This window comes from Xanthomonas boreopolis (assembly GCF_046529185.1).
GTDB lineage: Bacteria > Pseudomonadota > Gammaproteobacteria > Xanthomonadales > Xanthomonadaceae > Pseudomonas_S > Pseudomonas_S boreopolis.
The window spans coordinates 2138445-2151494 of sequence record NZ_CP097162.1 but is presented as its reverse complement, the minus strand read 5'-3'; the positions used below and the strand labels follow the sequence as shown (position 1 = coordinate 2151494).

The following is a 13050-nucleotide window of genomic DNA, read 5'->3' as shown; positions in this document are numbered from 1 at the left end:
CCCGGGCCCCATGGCACCGGGCGTCGCGCTATGCCGCCAGCCCCGCGTGCTCGGCCAGCACTTCGCGCAGCAGCTCGCCCAGCACGCGCACGCCGGCCTCGATGCGCTCGCCCGGCACGGTCACGAACGAAAGCCGCAGCGTATTGCGCCGGGGATCGGCCGCGAAGAACGGCGCGCCCGGCACGAACGCGACGTTGCGCTCGATCGCCCGCGCCAGCAGCGCGGTGCTGTCGATGCCTTCGGGCAGCGTGACCCAGATGAACATGCCGCCTTCCGGCCGGTTCCAGCGGACCTGCTCCGGGAAGTGCCGGTCCAACGCGTCCAGCATCAACTCGCACTGGCGGCCGTAGAGCGCGCGGATCGTCGGGATGTGCTGGTCGAGGAAGCCGTCGCGCACGACCTCGTGCACGATGCGCTGGCTGAACGACGGCGTGTGCAGGTCCGCGGCCTGCTTGGCCTGCACCAGCTTGCCGAGCACCGCTTCCGGCGCGACCACGTAGCCCAGCCGCAGTCCGGGTGCGAGCACCTTGGAGAACGATCCCATGTAGACCACGCCGTCGGGATTCATCGACAGCAGGCTCGGCAGCGGCTCGCCGGCGTAGTACAGCTCGCCGTAGGGATCGTCCTCGACGATCGGCACCCCGGCTTCGGCGGCCTTCGCGACCAGCGCGGTGCGCCGTTCGCCGGGCAGGCGCCGGCCGGTGGGATTCTGGAAATTCGGCAGGCAGTACATGAAGCGCCCGCCGGCCAGTTGCCCTGGGGCCAGGGCATCGACCACCACGCCCTGCTCGTCCGAGGCCATCGGCGAGAACGCCGGCTGGAACAGCGAGAACGCCTGCAGCGCGCCGAGGTAGCTCGGGGCTTCCACCAGCACCTTGCTGCCTTCGTCGATGAATACCTTGCCGAGCAGGTCCAGGCCCTGCTGCGAACCGGTGGTCACCAGCACCTGCGACGGGCGGATCGCGGCGCCGGCGCGGCCGAGCCGTTCGGCGATCCACTCGCGCAACGGCGCGAAGCCTTCGGTGGGCCCGTACTGCAGGGCGGCGTGCGGCGCATCGCGCAGCACCTTCTCGGTCGCCTCGCGCATGCGCTCGACCGGGAACGTGGCCGGCGACGGCAGGCCGCCGGCGAAGGAAATCACCTCGGGACGCTCGGTGACCTTGAGGATTTCGCGGATCGCCGAACTGGTCAGCGCCTGCGCACGGCGGGATATGGAGAAGGATGTCGTCATCGCACAAGCATAACGGCCACGCCCGGCGTTGCCGATCTGCGCTGCAGCGAAGCGACCGCCTGCCGGTCCGTCAGCGCTTGCCCGGGCCGCAGCTGCTGCACCCGTCGCAGCCGCCCGCGCCGCCGCTCGCCGGCGGCGCCACGCGCCGCCCCAGCGCCTGCATCCATGCCGGCCGCCCGTCGCGCAGCAGCGGCAGCGCCACGGCGACGCGCAGCCGGCGCGCCGTGTTCGGGAACTGCTTTTTGAGCACCACCCAGGCGCTGGCCAGTACCGCCAGCGCGATCACCAGGTACTGGAGCAGCAGCGAGCCGGACATGTTCAGCCGGCTCCCAGCGCCTTGGCGACCTGGTAGGTGACCAGCGAGGCCAGGTAGGCCATCGCGAACAGGTAGGTCGCCGCGTACGCCATCTGCTTCCACGAGTTGGTCTCGCGCTTGATCGTGGCGAGCGTGGAGATGCACATCGGCGCGTAGATGTACCAGACCAGCAGCGACAGCGCGGTCGCCAGCGACCAGCCGTCGTGGATCAGCGGCGACAGCGCCTGCGCGGCCGCGTCGTCGTCCGCGGCGGACAGCGCGTAGACGGTGGCCAGCGAGGACACCGCCACTTCGCGCGCGGCCATGCCCGGGATCAGCGCGATGCAGATCTGCCAGTTGAAGCCCAGCGGCGCGAACACCACGGCCATGGCGTGGCCGATGCGGCCGGCGAAGCTGTAGTCGATCGCCGGCAGGGTCGCATCGGGCGGCGCGCCGGGGAACGAGAGCAGGAACCACAGCAGGATGGTCAACGCCAGGATGATGCCGCCGACGCGCTTGAGGAAGATCATCGCGCGCTCCCACAGGCCCAGCGCCAGGTCGCGCGGGTGCGGCAGGCGGTACGACGGCAGCTCCAGCAGCAGCGGGTGCTCGCCCTTGTCGCGGCGCCACTTCTTCATCGTCCACGACACCAGCAGCGCGCTGGCGATGCCGGCGGCATAGAGGCCGAACAGCACCAGCCCCTGCTGGTTGAACACGCCCCACACGGTCTTCTGCGGGATGAACGCGCCGATCAGCAGCGCGTACACCGGCAGCCGCGCCGAGCAGGTCATCAGCGGCGCCACCAGGATGGTGGCCAGGCGGTCGCGCGGGTCCTGGATGCTGCGGGTGGACATGATGCCCGGCACCGCGCAGGCGAAGCTGGACAGCAGCGGGATGAACGAACGCCCGGACAGCCCGGCCGAGGCCATCAGCCGGTCGAGCAGGAACGCCGCGCGCGGCAGGTAGCCGGACTCCTCCAGCGCCAGGATGAAGGCGAACAGGATCAGGATCTGCGGCAGGAACACGATCACGCCGCCGACGCCGGCGATCACGCCGTCGACCAGCAGGCTGTTGAGGGGGCCTTCGGGCAGCACGCCGCCCACCCACCCGCCGAGCGCGCTGGTGCCGGCATCGATCAGGTCCATCAGCGGCGTCGCCCAGGCGTACACCGCCTGGAAGATCAGGAACATCACCACCGCCAGGCTGACCAGCCCGAATACCGGGTGCAGCAGCCAGCGGTCCAGCGCATCGTCGACCCGGCTGGTGCGCGAAGGCATCGTGACCGCCTCGGCCAGGATGCCGCGCACCATGGCGTGGTAGTTGCCGTCGGCGGGCGGTTCGACCTGCGGCGCGGATTGCGCCGGCGACAGGCCGTCGAGCATCTCGACCAGCGCATGCGCGCCGTTGCGGCGCACCGCCACCGTTTCCACCACCGGCACGCCGAGCGCGCGCTCCAGGGCGAGGCGATCCACCACGATGCCGCGGCGGCGCGCGGCGTCCATCATGTTCAGCGCCACCACCATGGGCCGGCCCAGTTCGCGCAGTTCCAGCGCGAAGCGCAGGTGCAGGCGCAGGTTGGTGGCGTCGACCACGCAGACCAGCACGTCGGGCGCCGGTTCGCCCGGATAGATGCCGCGGATCACGTCACGCGAGACCGCCTCGTCGAGGCTGGCCGGCTGCAGGCTGTAGGCGCCGGGCAGGTCCAGCACCGCGAACTCGCGCCCCGACGGGGCGCGGAAATGCCCTTCCTTGCGCTCGACGGTGACGCCGGCGTAGTTGGCGACCTTCTGCTTGCTGCCGGTCAGCTGGTTGAACAGCGCGGTCTTGCCGCAGTTCGGATTGCCGACCAGGGCCAGCCGCAACGTCGATGCGCTCATGCCGCCTTCGCCTCCTCGACCTCGATCCGGGCGGCCTCGCTGCGGCGCAGGGCGAACCGGGTATAGCCCACCTGCACCAGCAACGGCTCGCGCCCGACCGGCCCCGTCGCCAGCACCACGACCTCCTCGCCGGCCACGAAACCGAGTTCGCGCAGCCGGCGCGCGATCGCGTCGTTCGGCTGGCGATCTTCCACGGACTGCACGATGGCGAGACGGTGCAAAGGCATGTCGGACAGCGTCACGGAACGACCAGTGATTGGGAATGATTCTCGATTGTAGCATCGACGCAGCGCGTCATGGCCGCAACGGACCGGGCCGTTATCATCCGTTCGCACTCCAACGAGCTCGCTTCTCCATGCCGGAACCCGTTCTTCGCGTCATCGACCGCGGCCCGGTCCGCACCCTGCTGTTGAACCGTCCCGACCTGCACAACGCCTTCGACGCCGGCTTGGTCGCGGCGCTGACCGATGCGCTCGTGCAGTCCGCCGACGCCGCCACGGTGCGCGCCGTCGTGCTGGCCGGGGCAGGCACCTCGTTCTCGGCCGGCGCGGACCTGCAGTGGATGCGCGGCATGGCATCGGCCAGCGAGCAAGCCAACCGCGAGGACGCGCTCGCCCTCGCCCGGCTGATGCGCACGCTCGACGAACTGCCCAAGCCGACCATCGCGCGCGTGCATGGCGCCGCGTTCGGCGGCGGCGTCGGCCTGGTGGCCTGCTGCGACATCGCCATCGCCAGCGGCAGCGCCCGGTTCGGCCTGACCGAAAGCCGGCTCGGGCTGCTGCCGGCGGTGATCTCGCCCTATGTCGTCGAGGCGATCGGCCCGCGCCAGGCGCGGCGCTGGTTCGCCACCGGCGAGCACTTCGACGCCGAAACCGCGTTGCGCATCGGCCTGGTCCACCAGATCGTCGAGCCTGAACGGCTCGACGATGCCCTGCAGCACCAGCTCGGCCTGCTCGACAAGGCCGGCCCGATCGCCTCGGCCACCGCCAAGCACCTGGTCCGGCGGGTCCGGGACAGCCGCGACCGCGATGCGCTGGATCGCGACAACGCGGCGCTGATCGCCCGCCTGCGCGTCTCCCGCGAGGGCCAGGAGGGCCTGGGCGCCTTCCTCGAGAAGCGTTCGCCCGGCTGGGTGACGGAGACCTGACCGATGCCGATCCCGCCGGACCGCCCTTCCCTCCATCCGGCCACCGGCTTCTTCCGGAGCCGGCCGGCATGAACGATTTCGTCCGCATCGTCGAAGTCGGCCCGCGCGACGGCCTGCAGAACGAGGCCCGCCCGATCGCGACCGCCGACAAGATCGCCCTGATCGACCGACTGTCGGCGACCGGCCTGCGCAGCATCGAGGCCACCAGCTTCGTCAGCCCGCGCTGGGTACCGCAATTGGCCGACGCCGCCGAGGTCTACGCCGGCATCGCCAAGGCCCCGGGCGTGGCCTACCCGGTGCTGGTGCCGAACGACCAGGGCTACGAACGCGCCCGCCAGGTCGGCGCGCAGGAAGTGGCGGTGTTCACGGCGGCGTCCGAGGCGTTCAACCGCCGCAACACCAATGCAGGCATCGACGAGTCGATCGAGCGTTTCCGCCCGGTGCTGGCGCGTGCGCGGCAGGACGGCGTGCGCGTGCGCGGCTATGTCTCCACGGTGCTCGGCTGCCCCTACCAGGGCGAGGTGCCCCTGGCCGACGTGGTCCGCGTCGCGCGCCGATTGCACGAACTGGGCTGCTACGAGATCTCGCTCGGCGACACCATCGGGGTCGGCACGCCGCGCCGGGCCCGGGCCATGCTGCATGCGGTGGCCGCGGAAATCCCCCTCGATGCGCTGGCCGTGCATTTCCACGACACCTACGGACAGGCGCTGGCCAACATCGCCGCCTGCCTGGACGAAGGCGTGCGGGTGGTCGACGCCGCGGTGTCCGGCACCGGCGGCTGCCCTTATGCCAAGGGCGCCAGCGGCAACGTGGCCAGCGAGGACGTGGTGTACATGCTGCACGGCATGGGCATGTCCACCGGCGTCGACCTGCAGGCGCTGGCCGCCACCGGGCGATGGCTGGCGGCCCTGCTCGGCCGCGAGACCGGCAGCAAGGCCGGCAAGGCGCTGGCCAGCGCCTCGGCATGAGGCCAGGCAGCCGCAAGCGGTCCCTGCTCCCGCTTGCGGGGTGAAGACGTGCGGCTTGCGAACCACGGGCTCGCGCGCGCCTGAACGCCCCGCGCGCCGGGCCGGGGCGCGGAGCGAGGTGCCCGAGGAGCGGACGAGGGAGCCGCATGGAGCCCGCGCCCCGCAACAGGGGCAAACGCGCGCCATGTGCCAGCCGCCTCCCTCACCAAGCAAGCGCCCGATGGATGCGGGGCGATGCGTTTTTTCATGATCGCCGTTCTGCGTCGGCCATCATCCGGCGCTTCGCGCCACCTTCTCCCGCAGGCGGGAGAAGGGATGGCGATTCCTCCGCCCTGGTTCATCCAATGCCTTTGTTCATCCAATGCCCTGGTTCATCCATCGCCTTGGCTCTTCCATTGCTTGGTTCTTTCATTGCTTGGTTCTTTCATTGCTTGGTTCTTTCATTGCTTGGTTCTTTCATTGCTTGGTTCTTTCATTGCCTGGGTTCCATCCGGAAGATGACACGGCTCATGCCAGGCCGTAGGGCAATGCAGGGGTGGACACCACTCGTTCGCCTATCGCTTCGCCGCGCAGGAAGCGCACTCCGGCTTCGATCACCTGCGCGTCGCCGGCGATGCGGTGGTGTCCCAGCCCGGTGGTATTGAGCAGGCGCGAGCCAGGCCAATAGCGCGCATAACGCTCGCCCTCGTCCCAGGGCACCTCGCGGTCGGCCAGGTCGTGCACGACCAGCGCCGGCACGGCCAGTCCGGGCACGACGTGCTGGGCGGCAATCGCAGGGAGCGACGCACCGGCCCGCCGTTCGAGCGCGCGCCGGAACATGGGCAAGGCCGGCGCACCGAGCCCCATGGCGCGGGCGAATCGCTCGGTCGCGGCCAGCGCGTCGGCCGGCGGCGCGATCAGCACGGCACGGCGCGCCTCCATGCCTTCGGCCAAGGCCAGCCCGATCGCCGCGCCGCCCAGCGAATGCCCGATCACGCCTTCGAGCGGCCCCAGCCGCCGCGCCACCCGCGCCAGCACCCGGCCGAATCCCGGCAACGTCGCATGCCTGCCGCTGCTGCGCCCATGCGCGACCTGGTCGAAACTGGCCACTGCGTAGCCCTGCTCGCGCAGGCGCGGCAACCAGGGCGACACGCGCAGGCCGAAGCTCGACCACCCGTGCGAGAACAGCAGCAGCGGCTGCGTGGCCGCATCGCCCCAGCGGTACAGCGTCACCGTCTCGCCGTCGATCTCCAGGCTGTCCAGTTCCGCATCCAGCAAGGGCGCGGCCAAGGCGCGCTCGCGGCCTTGCACCGAGGGGCGGGTGAACAGGGCTTCGATCCGCCGGCCGGCCTGGCGCGGGAACAGCCAGCCTCCGACGCCGAAGGCGAGCCGCACTGCCTCCAGTCGAACCGCCTCATTAATACGAACGTTCGTGCTTTTACTGGGAACGACAACGACCGCCATGGCACTCTCTCCATCCAACGGGAATCAGGGGACGTGGCGCTGCAACAGCGCATCCAATGCCCGCCCGGCCCGGGCGACCACCTCGCCGGGGCCGAACAGGCGCAGGTCGTGGTGGACCACCAGCGCCAGGGCATAGGTCTCGAACGCGATCTGGGCGGCATCGCTGTCCGCCCGCAGGTCGCCCGCGTCGATCGCCAGTTGCGCGCAACGCTGCAGTTCCCTGCGCAGTTGGCGCTCATAGGCATGCACCCGCTCGCGTACCGGGCCCGGCTTGTCGTCGAACTCGCTGACGGCCGCGATCAGGATGCAGCCGCCGCCCTTGCCCAGGCCGCACAGGTAGTCCAGCCAGTGCCGCATCACGGCACGGTAGCGCGGGACGCCGCGGCGCTCGCGCAGCGCCGGCCGGAACACCTGCTCGGTGAACACTTCCGCCGCGTGGTCGAGGATGCACAGTTGCAGGTCCTCGCGCGAGCCGAAATGGGCGAACACCCCGCTCTTGGACATGCCGGCGGCCGACGCGAGCGCGCCGATGGTCAATCCGTCCAGGCCTTCGGTGCGCGCCAACATCGAACCGGTGGCGATCAACCGGTCGCGGGTAAGGTCGCCTTTGCTCGGCTGTGCGTTCATGACGGCGATAAAAACACGAACGATCGTTCGATTCAAGTGCCAGGGTCGGCGCCTCCCAGTCCCCTCGCCGCCCGTGCTCGCGGACATGCCCTAGAATCCCGCCTTTTCCTTTCGCAGGCACCTGAATGCAGCTCCCCGACACCCGCGCCATCGTCACCGGCGGCGTCTCCGGCCTGGGCCTGGCCGTCGCGAAGTCCATTGCCGAACAAGGCGGCAAGGTCGCCCTGTTCGACGTCAACGACGAGAAAGGCGCCGCCGCCGTCGCGTCGCTGGGCGAAGCCAACGCCCGCTATTTCCGCACCGACGTCACCGACGAGCAGCAGGTGGCCGACAACGTCGCCGCGGCCCGGGAGTTCCTCGGCGGCCTGAACGTGGCGGTCAACTGTGCCGGCATCCTGGGCGCGGGCCGCGTGCTCGGCAAGGAGGCGCCGATGCCGCTGGCGACGTTCCGCACCACGGTGATGGTCAATCTGGTCGGCAGTTTCAACGTCGCCAAGGCCGCCGCGGACGCGATGCAGCACAACCCGCCCGGCGAGGACGGCGAGCGCGGCGTCATCGTCAACACCGCCTCGGTCGCCGCCTACGAGGGGCAGATCGGCCAGGCCGCCTATTCCGCCTCCAAGGGCGGCGTGGTCGGCATGACCCTGCCGATGGCGCGCGAGCTGTCGCGCTTCGGCATCCGGGTGATGACCATCGCCCCGGGCATCTTCTGGACGCCGATGGTGGACGGCATGCCCGAGGCCGTGCAGCAGTCGCTGTCGGCCTCGATCCCGTTCCCGTCGCGGCTGGGCCGGCCGGAGGAATTCGCCGAGACCGTCGCCTTCGTCCTGCGCAACCGCTACCTCAACGGCGAGGTGATCCGCCTCGACGGCGCCGTGCGGCTGGCGGCGAAGTAACCGGCATCGGAGATCCGGGACCGGGATTCGCGAAAGCGCCCCGTCCTGGTTCCCCGGCCCCGCTTTTCACCCATCCCGAATCCCCAATCCCCGACTCAAAAAATGAAAGCCAGCGAAGTCAAGAAAGGCAACGTCGTCGAGTACAACAACGGCGTCTACCAGATCCGCGATATCGAGCGCAGCTCGCCGCAGGGCCGCGGCGGCAACGTCCGCTTCCGCTTCATCATGTACAGCGTGCCGGGCGGCAACAAGCTCGACGCCAGCTTCGATGCCGACGACAACCTGACCGAAGTCGAGCTGCTGCGCCGCCAGGCCACGTTCTCCTACAAGGATGGCGAGGCGTTCGTGTTCCTCGACGACGAGGACTACACCCCCTACACCCTCGACGCCGACGTGATCGGCGACGACGCCGGCTACATCACCGATGGCCTGGCCGGCTGCTACGTGCAGATCATCGACGAGTCCCCGGTGGCGCTGCAGCTGCCGCAGCACGTGACCCTGGAAGTGGTGGACACGCCGCCGGAACTGAAGGGCGGCACTGCGACCAAGCGCCCGAAGCCGGCCAAGCTCAGCACCGGCCTGGAGATCATGGTGCCGGAGTACATCGCCAACGGCGAGCGCATCCTGGTCAACACGACCACCGGCGAGTTCGGCGGCCGCGCCGATTGACGCAGCGCTCCGAGGGGAAGGCGGCGGTCTTCCCTTGCCCTTCGGATGAAGGCGCGTTGCTTGCGAACCGCCGGTTCGCCCCGGAGAGGCAGGACGAGGATGCGCGCGAGGCCGCGCCCTTTCCCCTCTCCCGGCGGGAGAGGGGCTACGGATTCTCCGGCAGTCCGGGAACGTCCGCGCCAGCGTTCAATTCGCGCAATCGCTGCCCGATGAAGGCCAGGTTGTCCTCGACCTGCGCCAGCGCGTCGCGCTGGTGCGCCGGCAGCGCCGAGCGCGTGCGCCGGCGCAGTTCCGTCCATTCCTCGCGGATCCGCACGCTGCGCTCCCGCGCGCGCTGCGCGGCGGCGGCCTGCTCTTCGCGCTGCGGAATGCCGTAGCCCTCCAGCCGATCCAGGACGGCGGCCGGCCGGGCCAGGACGCCGACCTGTTCCAGCACGCCCAGCACCTCGTCGCGCGCGTCCCCTCGCCCGCGCAGCAGGCGTCGCTTCACGTCCTCCCTCACTTGCTGTTCCTGGCGGCGCCGGATCGCCTGTTCCAGCAACAGCAACGCCGCACTGGCACGCAGATCGGCCTGCGCCATCCAGCCGCGCCGTTCGTCCGGCGCGCTCTCGAACCAATCCTGCAGGGTGCGTTGCGGCACCGGCAGCGCCGCGCGCACCACGTCGAACATCGCCTGGTAGTGCGCCTGCGCGGACTCGAAGTAATAGCCCTGCCGCACCGCCCGTGCGTGGTCGTCGAGCACGCCGGCCTGCAGCACGCCGCCGCGCCGCAGCCGGCGCTGGAGGCCGTTCGGGGTGATGCCCGACAGCGGCATCGCGGCTAGGCGCGGAATGCCGTCGTGCAACAGCTTCCAGGTCTCCACCGCGCAGTTGTTGCCGATGAAGTAATAGCGCCCGTCGTAGTTCCAGTGCACCCGCGCGGCGCGCTCCAGCAGCGCCGCGATCTCCTGCCGGTCCAGCGCCAGCGGGACCGACGACAGCGCCCGCAGTTCGATCTTGGTGTACTCGTCCACCACCTGGTCCAGCGGCAGCAAGAACAGCCGCGACGGATACGAACCCGTCAGCCCGCGCCAACTGGAAATCTGCAGGTCGCCGACGAAGGCGCGGAACGAGATCACCCGGTGGTATTGCAGGTCCATCCGGCACTGCGGTCCCGGGGCGCGTCCCGGGGCGCAGACCACCAAACGCAGCATGCTGTGGCCCCAGCGGCTCATCGGCTGTTCGTTGCCTTCGGCCAGCAGGTAGTCCACCTGGTAGACCCGCGCCGGGTCCAGGTGCAGCAGCGAGACTTCGCCGTCCTCGTTGTCCGCCTGCAGGAACGGCAATGCGGCGTTGCAGGCCGCCGCCGTCGCCGGCACGCCCACGCGCGCGGCGAACCACTGCCACAGCGCCGGTCGCCGGCAGGCGTAGTCCGGGTCGAGCACGAAGTGCTCCAGGTTCACCGCCACGAACTCGGCCGGATCGTGCAGTTCGTAGCGGTCGGGGCTGCGGTCGGCGAAATGGTTCCCGCCGCGCCCGAGCCGCCATGGCCGCACCTGCCAGCCGGCCAGGTCGAGCAGGCGCGGATCGCGCGACAAGCCACGGGCCTGGGAACGGTCCAGCACGTGCGCCAGCTCGTGGATCAATGCGGCCATCGCCGCGTGCGCCGCCGGGAGCTCGGGATCGCTGCCGGCCGGCAGCGCCATCCAGGCTTGCAGCAGGCGGCGGTCCAGGCGGATCCGCGTCGCCGCGGCGCGTCCTTGCACGTGCGCCGGCAGGCCTTGCGTCCATTCCAGCCGGATCGGGCTGGCCAACGCTTCGCGCCAGCGCGCCGGGAGCCGGCCTGCGACCTGCTCCACCAGCCGGTCACTGGCCTCGGCTTCCTCGGCCGTCAGTCCTTCGGCATGCAACTGCAGCGGCAGCGATGCCTGGGCCCAGCCGGTGCCGGGCAGGCAGAACAGCAGTCCCGCCAGCCACCGGAACGGTGGCCGGCCAGGCGCGATCACTGGGCCAGGATCGCGCGCGCCAACGCCATGTCGCTGGCCGAGCGCGCCGCTTCGCTGCGCTCGCGCAGCTGGATCAGCGCCGCCTCCAGCCTGGCGCCGCGGATGCGTCCGTCGCTGGCGACGAATCCCGCCGCGTCGTCGCGGGCGTCCAGCACGACCTTGTCGTCGTCGGAGGTGCTGTCGGACGAAGCCGAGCTGCCCGCCGAACTGCCGGCGGCGGAAGTACCGGCCGAACTCACCGCGAACGCGGAGGCCGGCAGGAGCAGGAGGAGGACGAGCGACAGCGAATGCCTTTTCATCGGGAAGTATCCAGAGGGAACGGGGGACAGCCTAGCCGGCGATCATTGGGCCGTCATGGGCGCCGATGCCGGCGGGGCATCGAACACTTTGCCGGGATTCAGCAAGCCCTTGGGGTCGAACGCGCGCTTGATGCCCTGCATCAGGGCCACCTCCGCCGGGCTGCGGGTACTGCCCAGGTACGGCTTCTTGACCAGGCCGATGCCGTGCTCGGCGGAAATGCTGCCCTGGAAGCGCTGCAGCACCTCCGCCAGCAACTTGGTCACCTGCTCGCACGCGGCGATGAATTCCGCATCCGGGGTGTCGTCGGGCTTGAGCACGTTGATGTGCAGGTTGCCGTCGCCGATGTGGCCGAACCAGACCACGTCGAAGTGCGGGTAGGCCTCGCCGAGCAGCGCCTGGGTCTGCGCCAGGAACGCCGGCATCGCCGAAATCCGCACCGACACGTCGTTCTTGTAGGGCTTGTAGCGCGCCAGGCTCTCGGTGATGCCCTCGCGCAGGCGCCACAGTTGCTGCGCCTGCGCCTCGCTCTGGCTGATCACGCCGTCCAGCACCCAGCCCTGCTCCATGCAGGTCTCGAACGCGGCCAGCGCCGCCGCCTCCCCGGCCTCGTCGTTGGCGAACTCGGTGACCACGTAGTACGGGTGGACCTCGTCGAACGGCTGTTGCGCGCCGTGCGCGAGCACGTGGTGCAGCGCCCGGTCGGTGAAGAACTCGAACGCCTCCAGCCGCAGTTGCGCGCGGAACGCCGCGAACACCTGCATCAGCACCTCGAACGAAGGCAGCGCCAGCAGCATCACGTTGGTGGGCGGCGGCGGATCGGTCAGGCGCAGCGTCGCCTCGACCACGATGCCGAGCGTGCCCTCGGACCCGATCATCAGCTGACGGAGGTCGTAGCCGCTGGAGTTCTTGACCAGCGCGTTGTTCAACTCCACCACCTCGCCGGTGCCGGTCACCACCTTCAGGCCGGCGATCCACTCCCGGGTGTTGCCGTAGCGGATCACGCGGATGCCGCCGGCGTTGGTGGCGATGTTGCCGCCGATCGAGCACGAGCCGCGCGCGGCGAAGTCCACCGGGTACACCAGCCCGTGCTCGCGGGCGGCATTATGCACGGCCTCCAGCGGCATGCCGGCCTGCACCGTCAACGTGCGGTCCACCGCATCGAAGGCCAGCGCCTTGTTCATGCGCTCCAGGCTCAGCACCAGTTCGCCGCGGGCGGCCACGGCGCCCCCGGACAGGCCGGTGCGGCCGCCGGAGGGCACGATCGCCACGTCGTGGGCATTGGCCCAGCGCACGATCGCCTGGACTTCCTCCACGCTGGCCGGCAGCGCGATCGCCAGCGGCGCCGGCGTCCAGCGCCGCGTCCAGTCGCGGCCGTAGTGTTCCAGGTCGGCCGGATCGGTCTTCAGGCGCAGCCCGTGCACGGACTGTTCGAGCGAGGCGATGCGAGGGTCGGTCATCGTACGGCGGGGCGCTTTGGCAGGGCGGCACAGCGTGCCAGCGAACCCCCGGGCCGTCCAGCGAACCGCCCCGGCGCATCGCCGCTTTCGATGCAGCTGAAACGGTTGCAGCGCAAAGCATCCGGCGATTCCGGGAACGCTGTGTCCGATGCGTGC

13 protein-coding genes are annotated in these 13050 nt (G+C 70.3%); 4 read left to right on the top strand and 9 right to left on the bottom strand.

The window, feature by feature from the left end; genetic code table 11:
• Positions 1–28: 28 nt before the first annotated feature.
• The 4 genes from M3M27_RS09455 to M3M27_RS09440 form a co-directional block, all read right to left on the bottom strand.
• Entirely contained in the window at positions 29–1231 is a 1203-nt protein-coding gene (locus M3M27_RS09455; protein WP_434027882.1) for a PLP-dependent aminotransferase family protein, read from the bottom strand.
• 70 nt (positions 1232–1301) lie between these two features.
• A complete protein-coding gene (locus tag M3M27_RS09450; protein WP_140721648.1) occupies positions 1302–1547 on the bottom strand; it encodes a DUF6587 family protein in 246 nt (81 codons plus the stop codon).
• Positions 1548–1549: 2 nt separating this feature from the next.
• On the bottom strand, positions 1550–3403 hold the full coding sequence (gene feoB / locus M3M27_RS09445) for a ferrous iron transport protein B (RefSeq protein ID WP_434027881.1): 1854 nt from the start codon (positions 3401–3403) through the stop codon (positions 1550–1552).
• Positions 3400–3645 carry a FeoA family protein gene (locus M3M27_RS09440; protein WP_434027880.1) on the bottom strand — a complete coding sequence of 82 codons (246 nt, stop codon included), beginning with the start codon at positions 3643–3645 and terminating at the stop codon, positions 3400–3402. Before M3M27_RS09440 ends, feoB begins: the two co-directional genes overlap by 4 nt.
• A gap of 113 nt (positions 3646–3758) precedes the next feature.
• On the opposite strand from M3M27_RS09440, the gene M3M27_RS09435 reads away from it, so the two are divergent.
• The gene (locus tag M3M27_RS09435) at positions 3759–4550 is read left to right on the top strand and encodes an enoyl-CoA hydratase-related protein (protein ID WP_434027879.1); all 792 of its coding nucleotides are present in this window, start codon (positions 3759–3761) and stop codon (positions 4548–4550) included.
• A gap of 68 nt (positions 4551–4618) precedes the next feature.
• Positions 4619–5518, top strand: coding sequence for a hydroxymethylglutaryl-CoA lyase (locus M3M27_RS09430; protein WP_434027878.1), 900 nt, complete (start codon positions 4619–4621; stop codon positions 5516–5518).
• A gap of 507 nt (positions 5519–6025) precedes the next feature.
• Here the strand turns inward: M3M27_RS09430 and M3M27_RS09425 are convergent.
• Together M3M27_RS09425 and M3M27_RS09420 are read right to left on the bottom strand one after the other, a co-directional pair.
• Positions 6026–6892 (bottom strand): alpha/beta hydrolase, encoded by an 867-nt coding sequence (locus M3M27_RS09425; protein ID WP_434027877.1) that lies wholly within the window; start codon positions 6890–6892, stop codon positions 6026–6028.
• 93 nt (positions 6893–6985) lie between these two features.
• Positions 6986–7588 carry a TetR/AcrR family transcriptional regulator gene (locus M3M27_RS09420; protein ID WP_434027876.1) on the bottom strand — a complete coding sequence of 201 codons (603 nt, stop codon included), beginning with the start codon at positions 7586–7588 and terminating at the stop codon, positions 6986–6988.
• A 125-nt stretch (positions 7589–7713) separates the two neighbouring features.
• Between M3M27_RS09420 and M3M27_RS09415 the strand changes: the two genes are divergently transcribed.
• Both M3M27_RS09415 and yeiP read left to right on the top strand, forming a co-directional pair.
• A complete protein-coding gene (locus tag M3M27_RS09415) occupies positions 7714–8484 on the top strand; it encodes an SDR family NAD(P)-dependent oxidoreductase (RefSeq protein WP_434027874.1) in 771 nt (256 codons plus the stop codon).
• A gap of 102 nt (positions 8485–8586) precedes the next feature.
• Complete coding sequence (yeiP, locus tag M3M27_RS09410; RefSeq protein ID WP_140721671.1) at positions 8587–9153, top strand: elongation factor P-like protein YeiP; 567 nt, start codon at positions 8587–8589, stop codon at positions 9151–9153.
• Positions 9154–9298: 145 nt separating this feature from the next.
• On the opposite strand, the gene M3M27_RS09405 is transcribed toward yeiP, so the two are convergent.
• From M3M27_RS09405 to M3M27_RS09395, 3 genes are read right to left on the bottom strand one after another with little or no spacing between them, the layout of a single operon-like run.
• A complete protein-coding gene (locus M3M27_RS09405; protein WP_434027873.1) occupies positions 9299–11137 on the bottom strand; it encodes a DUF4105 domain-containing protein in 1839 nt (612 codons plus the stop codon).
• Positions 11134–11436 carry a DUF2388 domain-containing protein gene (locus M3M27_RS09400; protein WP_140721674.1) on the bottom strand — a complete coding sequence of 101 codons (303 nt, stop codon included), beginning with the start codon at positions 11434–11436 and terminating at the stop codon, positions 11134–11136. Before M3M27_RS09400 ends, M3M27_RS09405 begins: the two co-directional genes overlap by 4 nt.
• A gap of 42 nt (positions 11437–11478) precedes the next feature.
• Entirely contained in the window at positions 11479–12894 is a 1416-nt protein-coding gene (locus tag M3M27_RS09395) for an FAD-binding oxidoreductase (protein ID WP_434027872.1), read from the bottom strand.
• Positions 12895–13050: the final 156 nt, after the last annotated feature.

What these genes read in the sequence shown, in the direction of transcription:
- M3M27_RS09455 (WP_434027882.1), bottom strand. Translation starts at nt 1,231, where the DNA reads ATGACGACATCCTTCTCCATATCCCGCCGTGCGCAGGCGCTGACCAGT.
- M3M27_RS09450 (WP_140721648.1), bottom strand. Translation starts at nt 1,547, where the DNA reads ATGTCCGGCTCGCTGCTGCTCCAGTACCTGGTGATCGCGCTGGCGGTA.
- feoB (WP_434027881.1), bottom strand. Translation starts at nt 3,403, where the DNA reads ATGAGCGCATCGACGTTGCGGCTGGCCCTGGTCGGCAATCCGAACTGC.
- M3M27_RS09435 (WP_434027879.1), top strand. Translation starts at nt 3,759, where the DNA reads ATGCCGGAACCCGTTCTTCGCGTCATCGACCGCGGCCCGGTCCGCACC.
- M3M27_RS09430 (WP_434027878.1), top strand. Translation starts at nt 4,619, where the DNA reads ATGAACGATTTCGTCCGCATCGTCGAAGTCGGCCCGCGCGACGGCCTG.
- M3M27_RS09420 (WP_434027876.1), bottom strand. Translation starts at nt 7,588, where the DNA reads ATGAACGCACAGCCGAGCAAAGGCGACCTTACCCGCGACCGGTTGATC.
- M3M27_RS09415 (WP_434027874.1), top strand. Translation starts at nt 7,714, where the DNA reads ATGCAGCTCCCCGACACCCGCGCCATCGTCACCGGCGGCGTCTCCGGC.
- yeiP (WP_140721671.1), top strand. Translation starts at nt 8,587, where the DNA reads ATGAAAGCCAGCGAAGTCAAGAAAGGCAACGTCGTCGAGTACAACAAC.
- M3M27_RS09400 (WP_140721674.1), bottom strand. Translation starts at nt 11,436, where the DNA reads ATGAAAAGGCATTCGCTGTCGCTCGTCCTCCTCCTGCTCCTGCCGGCC.
- M3M27_RS09395 (WP_434027872.1), bottom strand. Translation starts at nt 12,894, where the DNA reads ATGACCGACCCTCGCATCGCCTCGCTCGAACAGTCCGTGCACGGGCTG.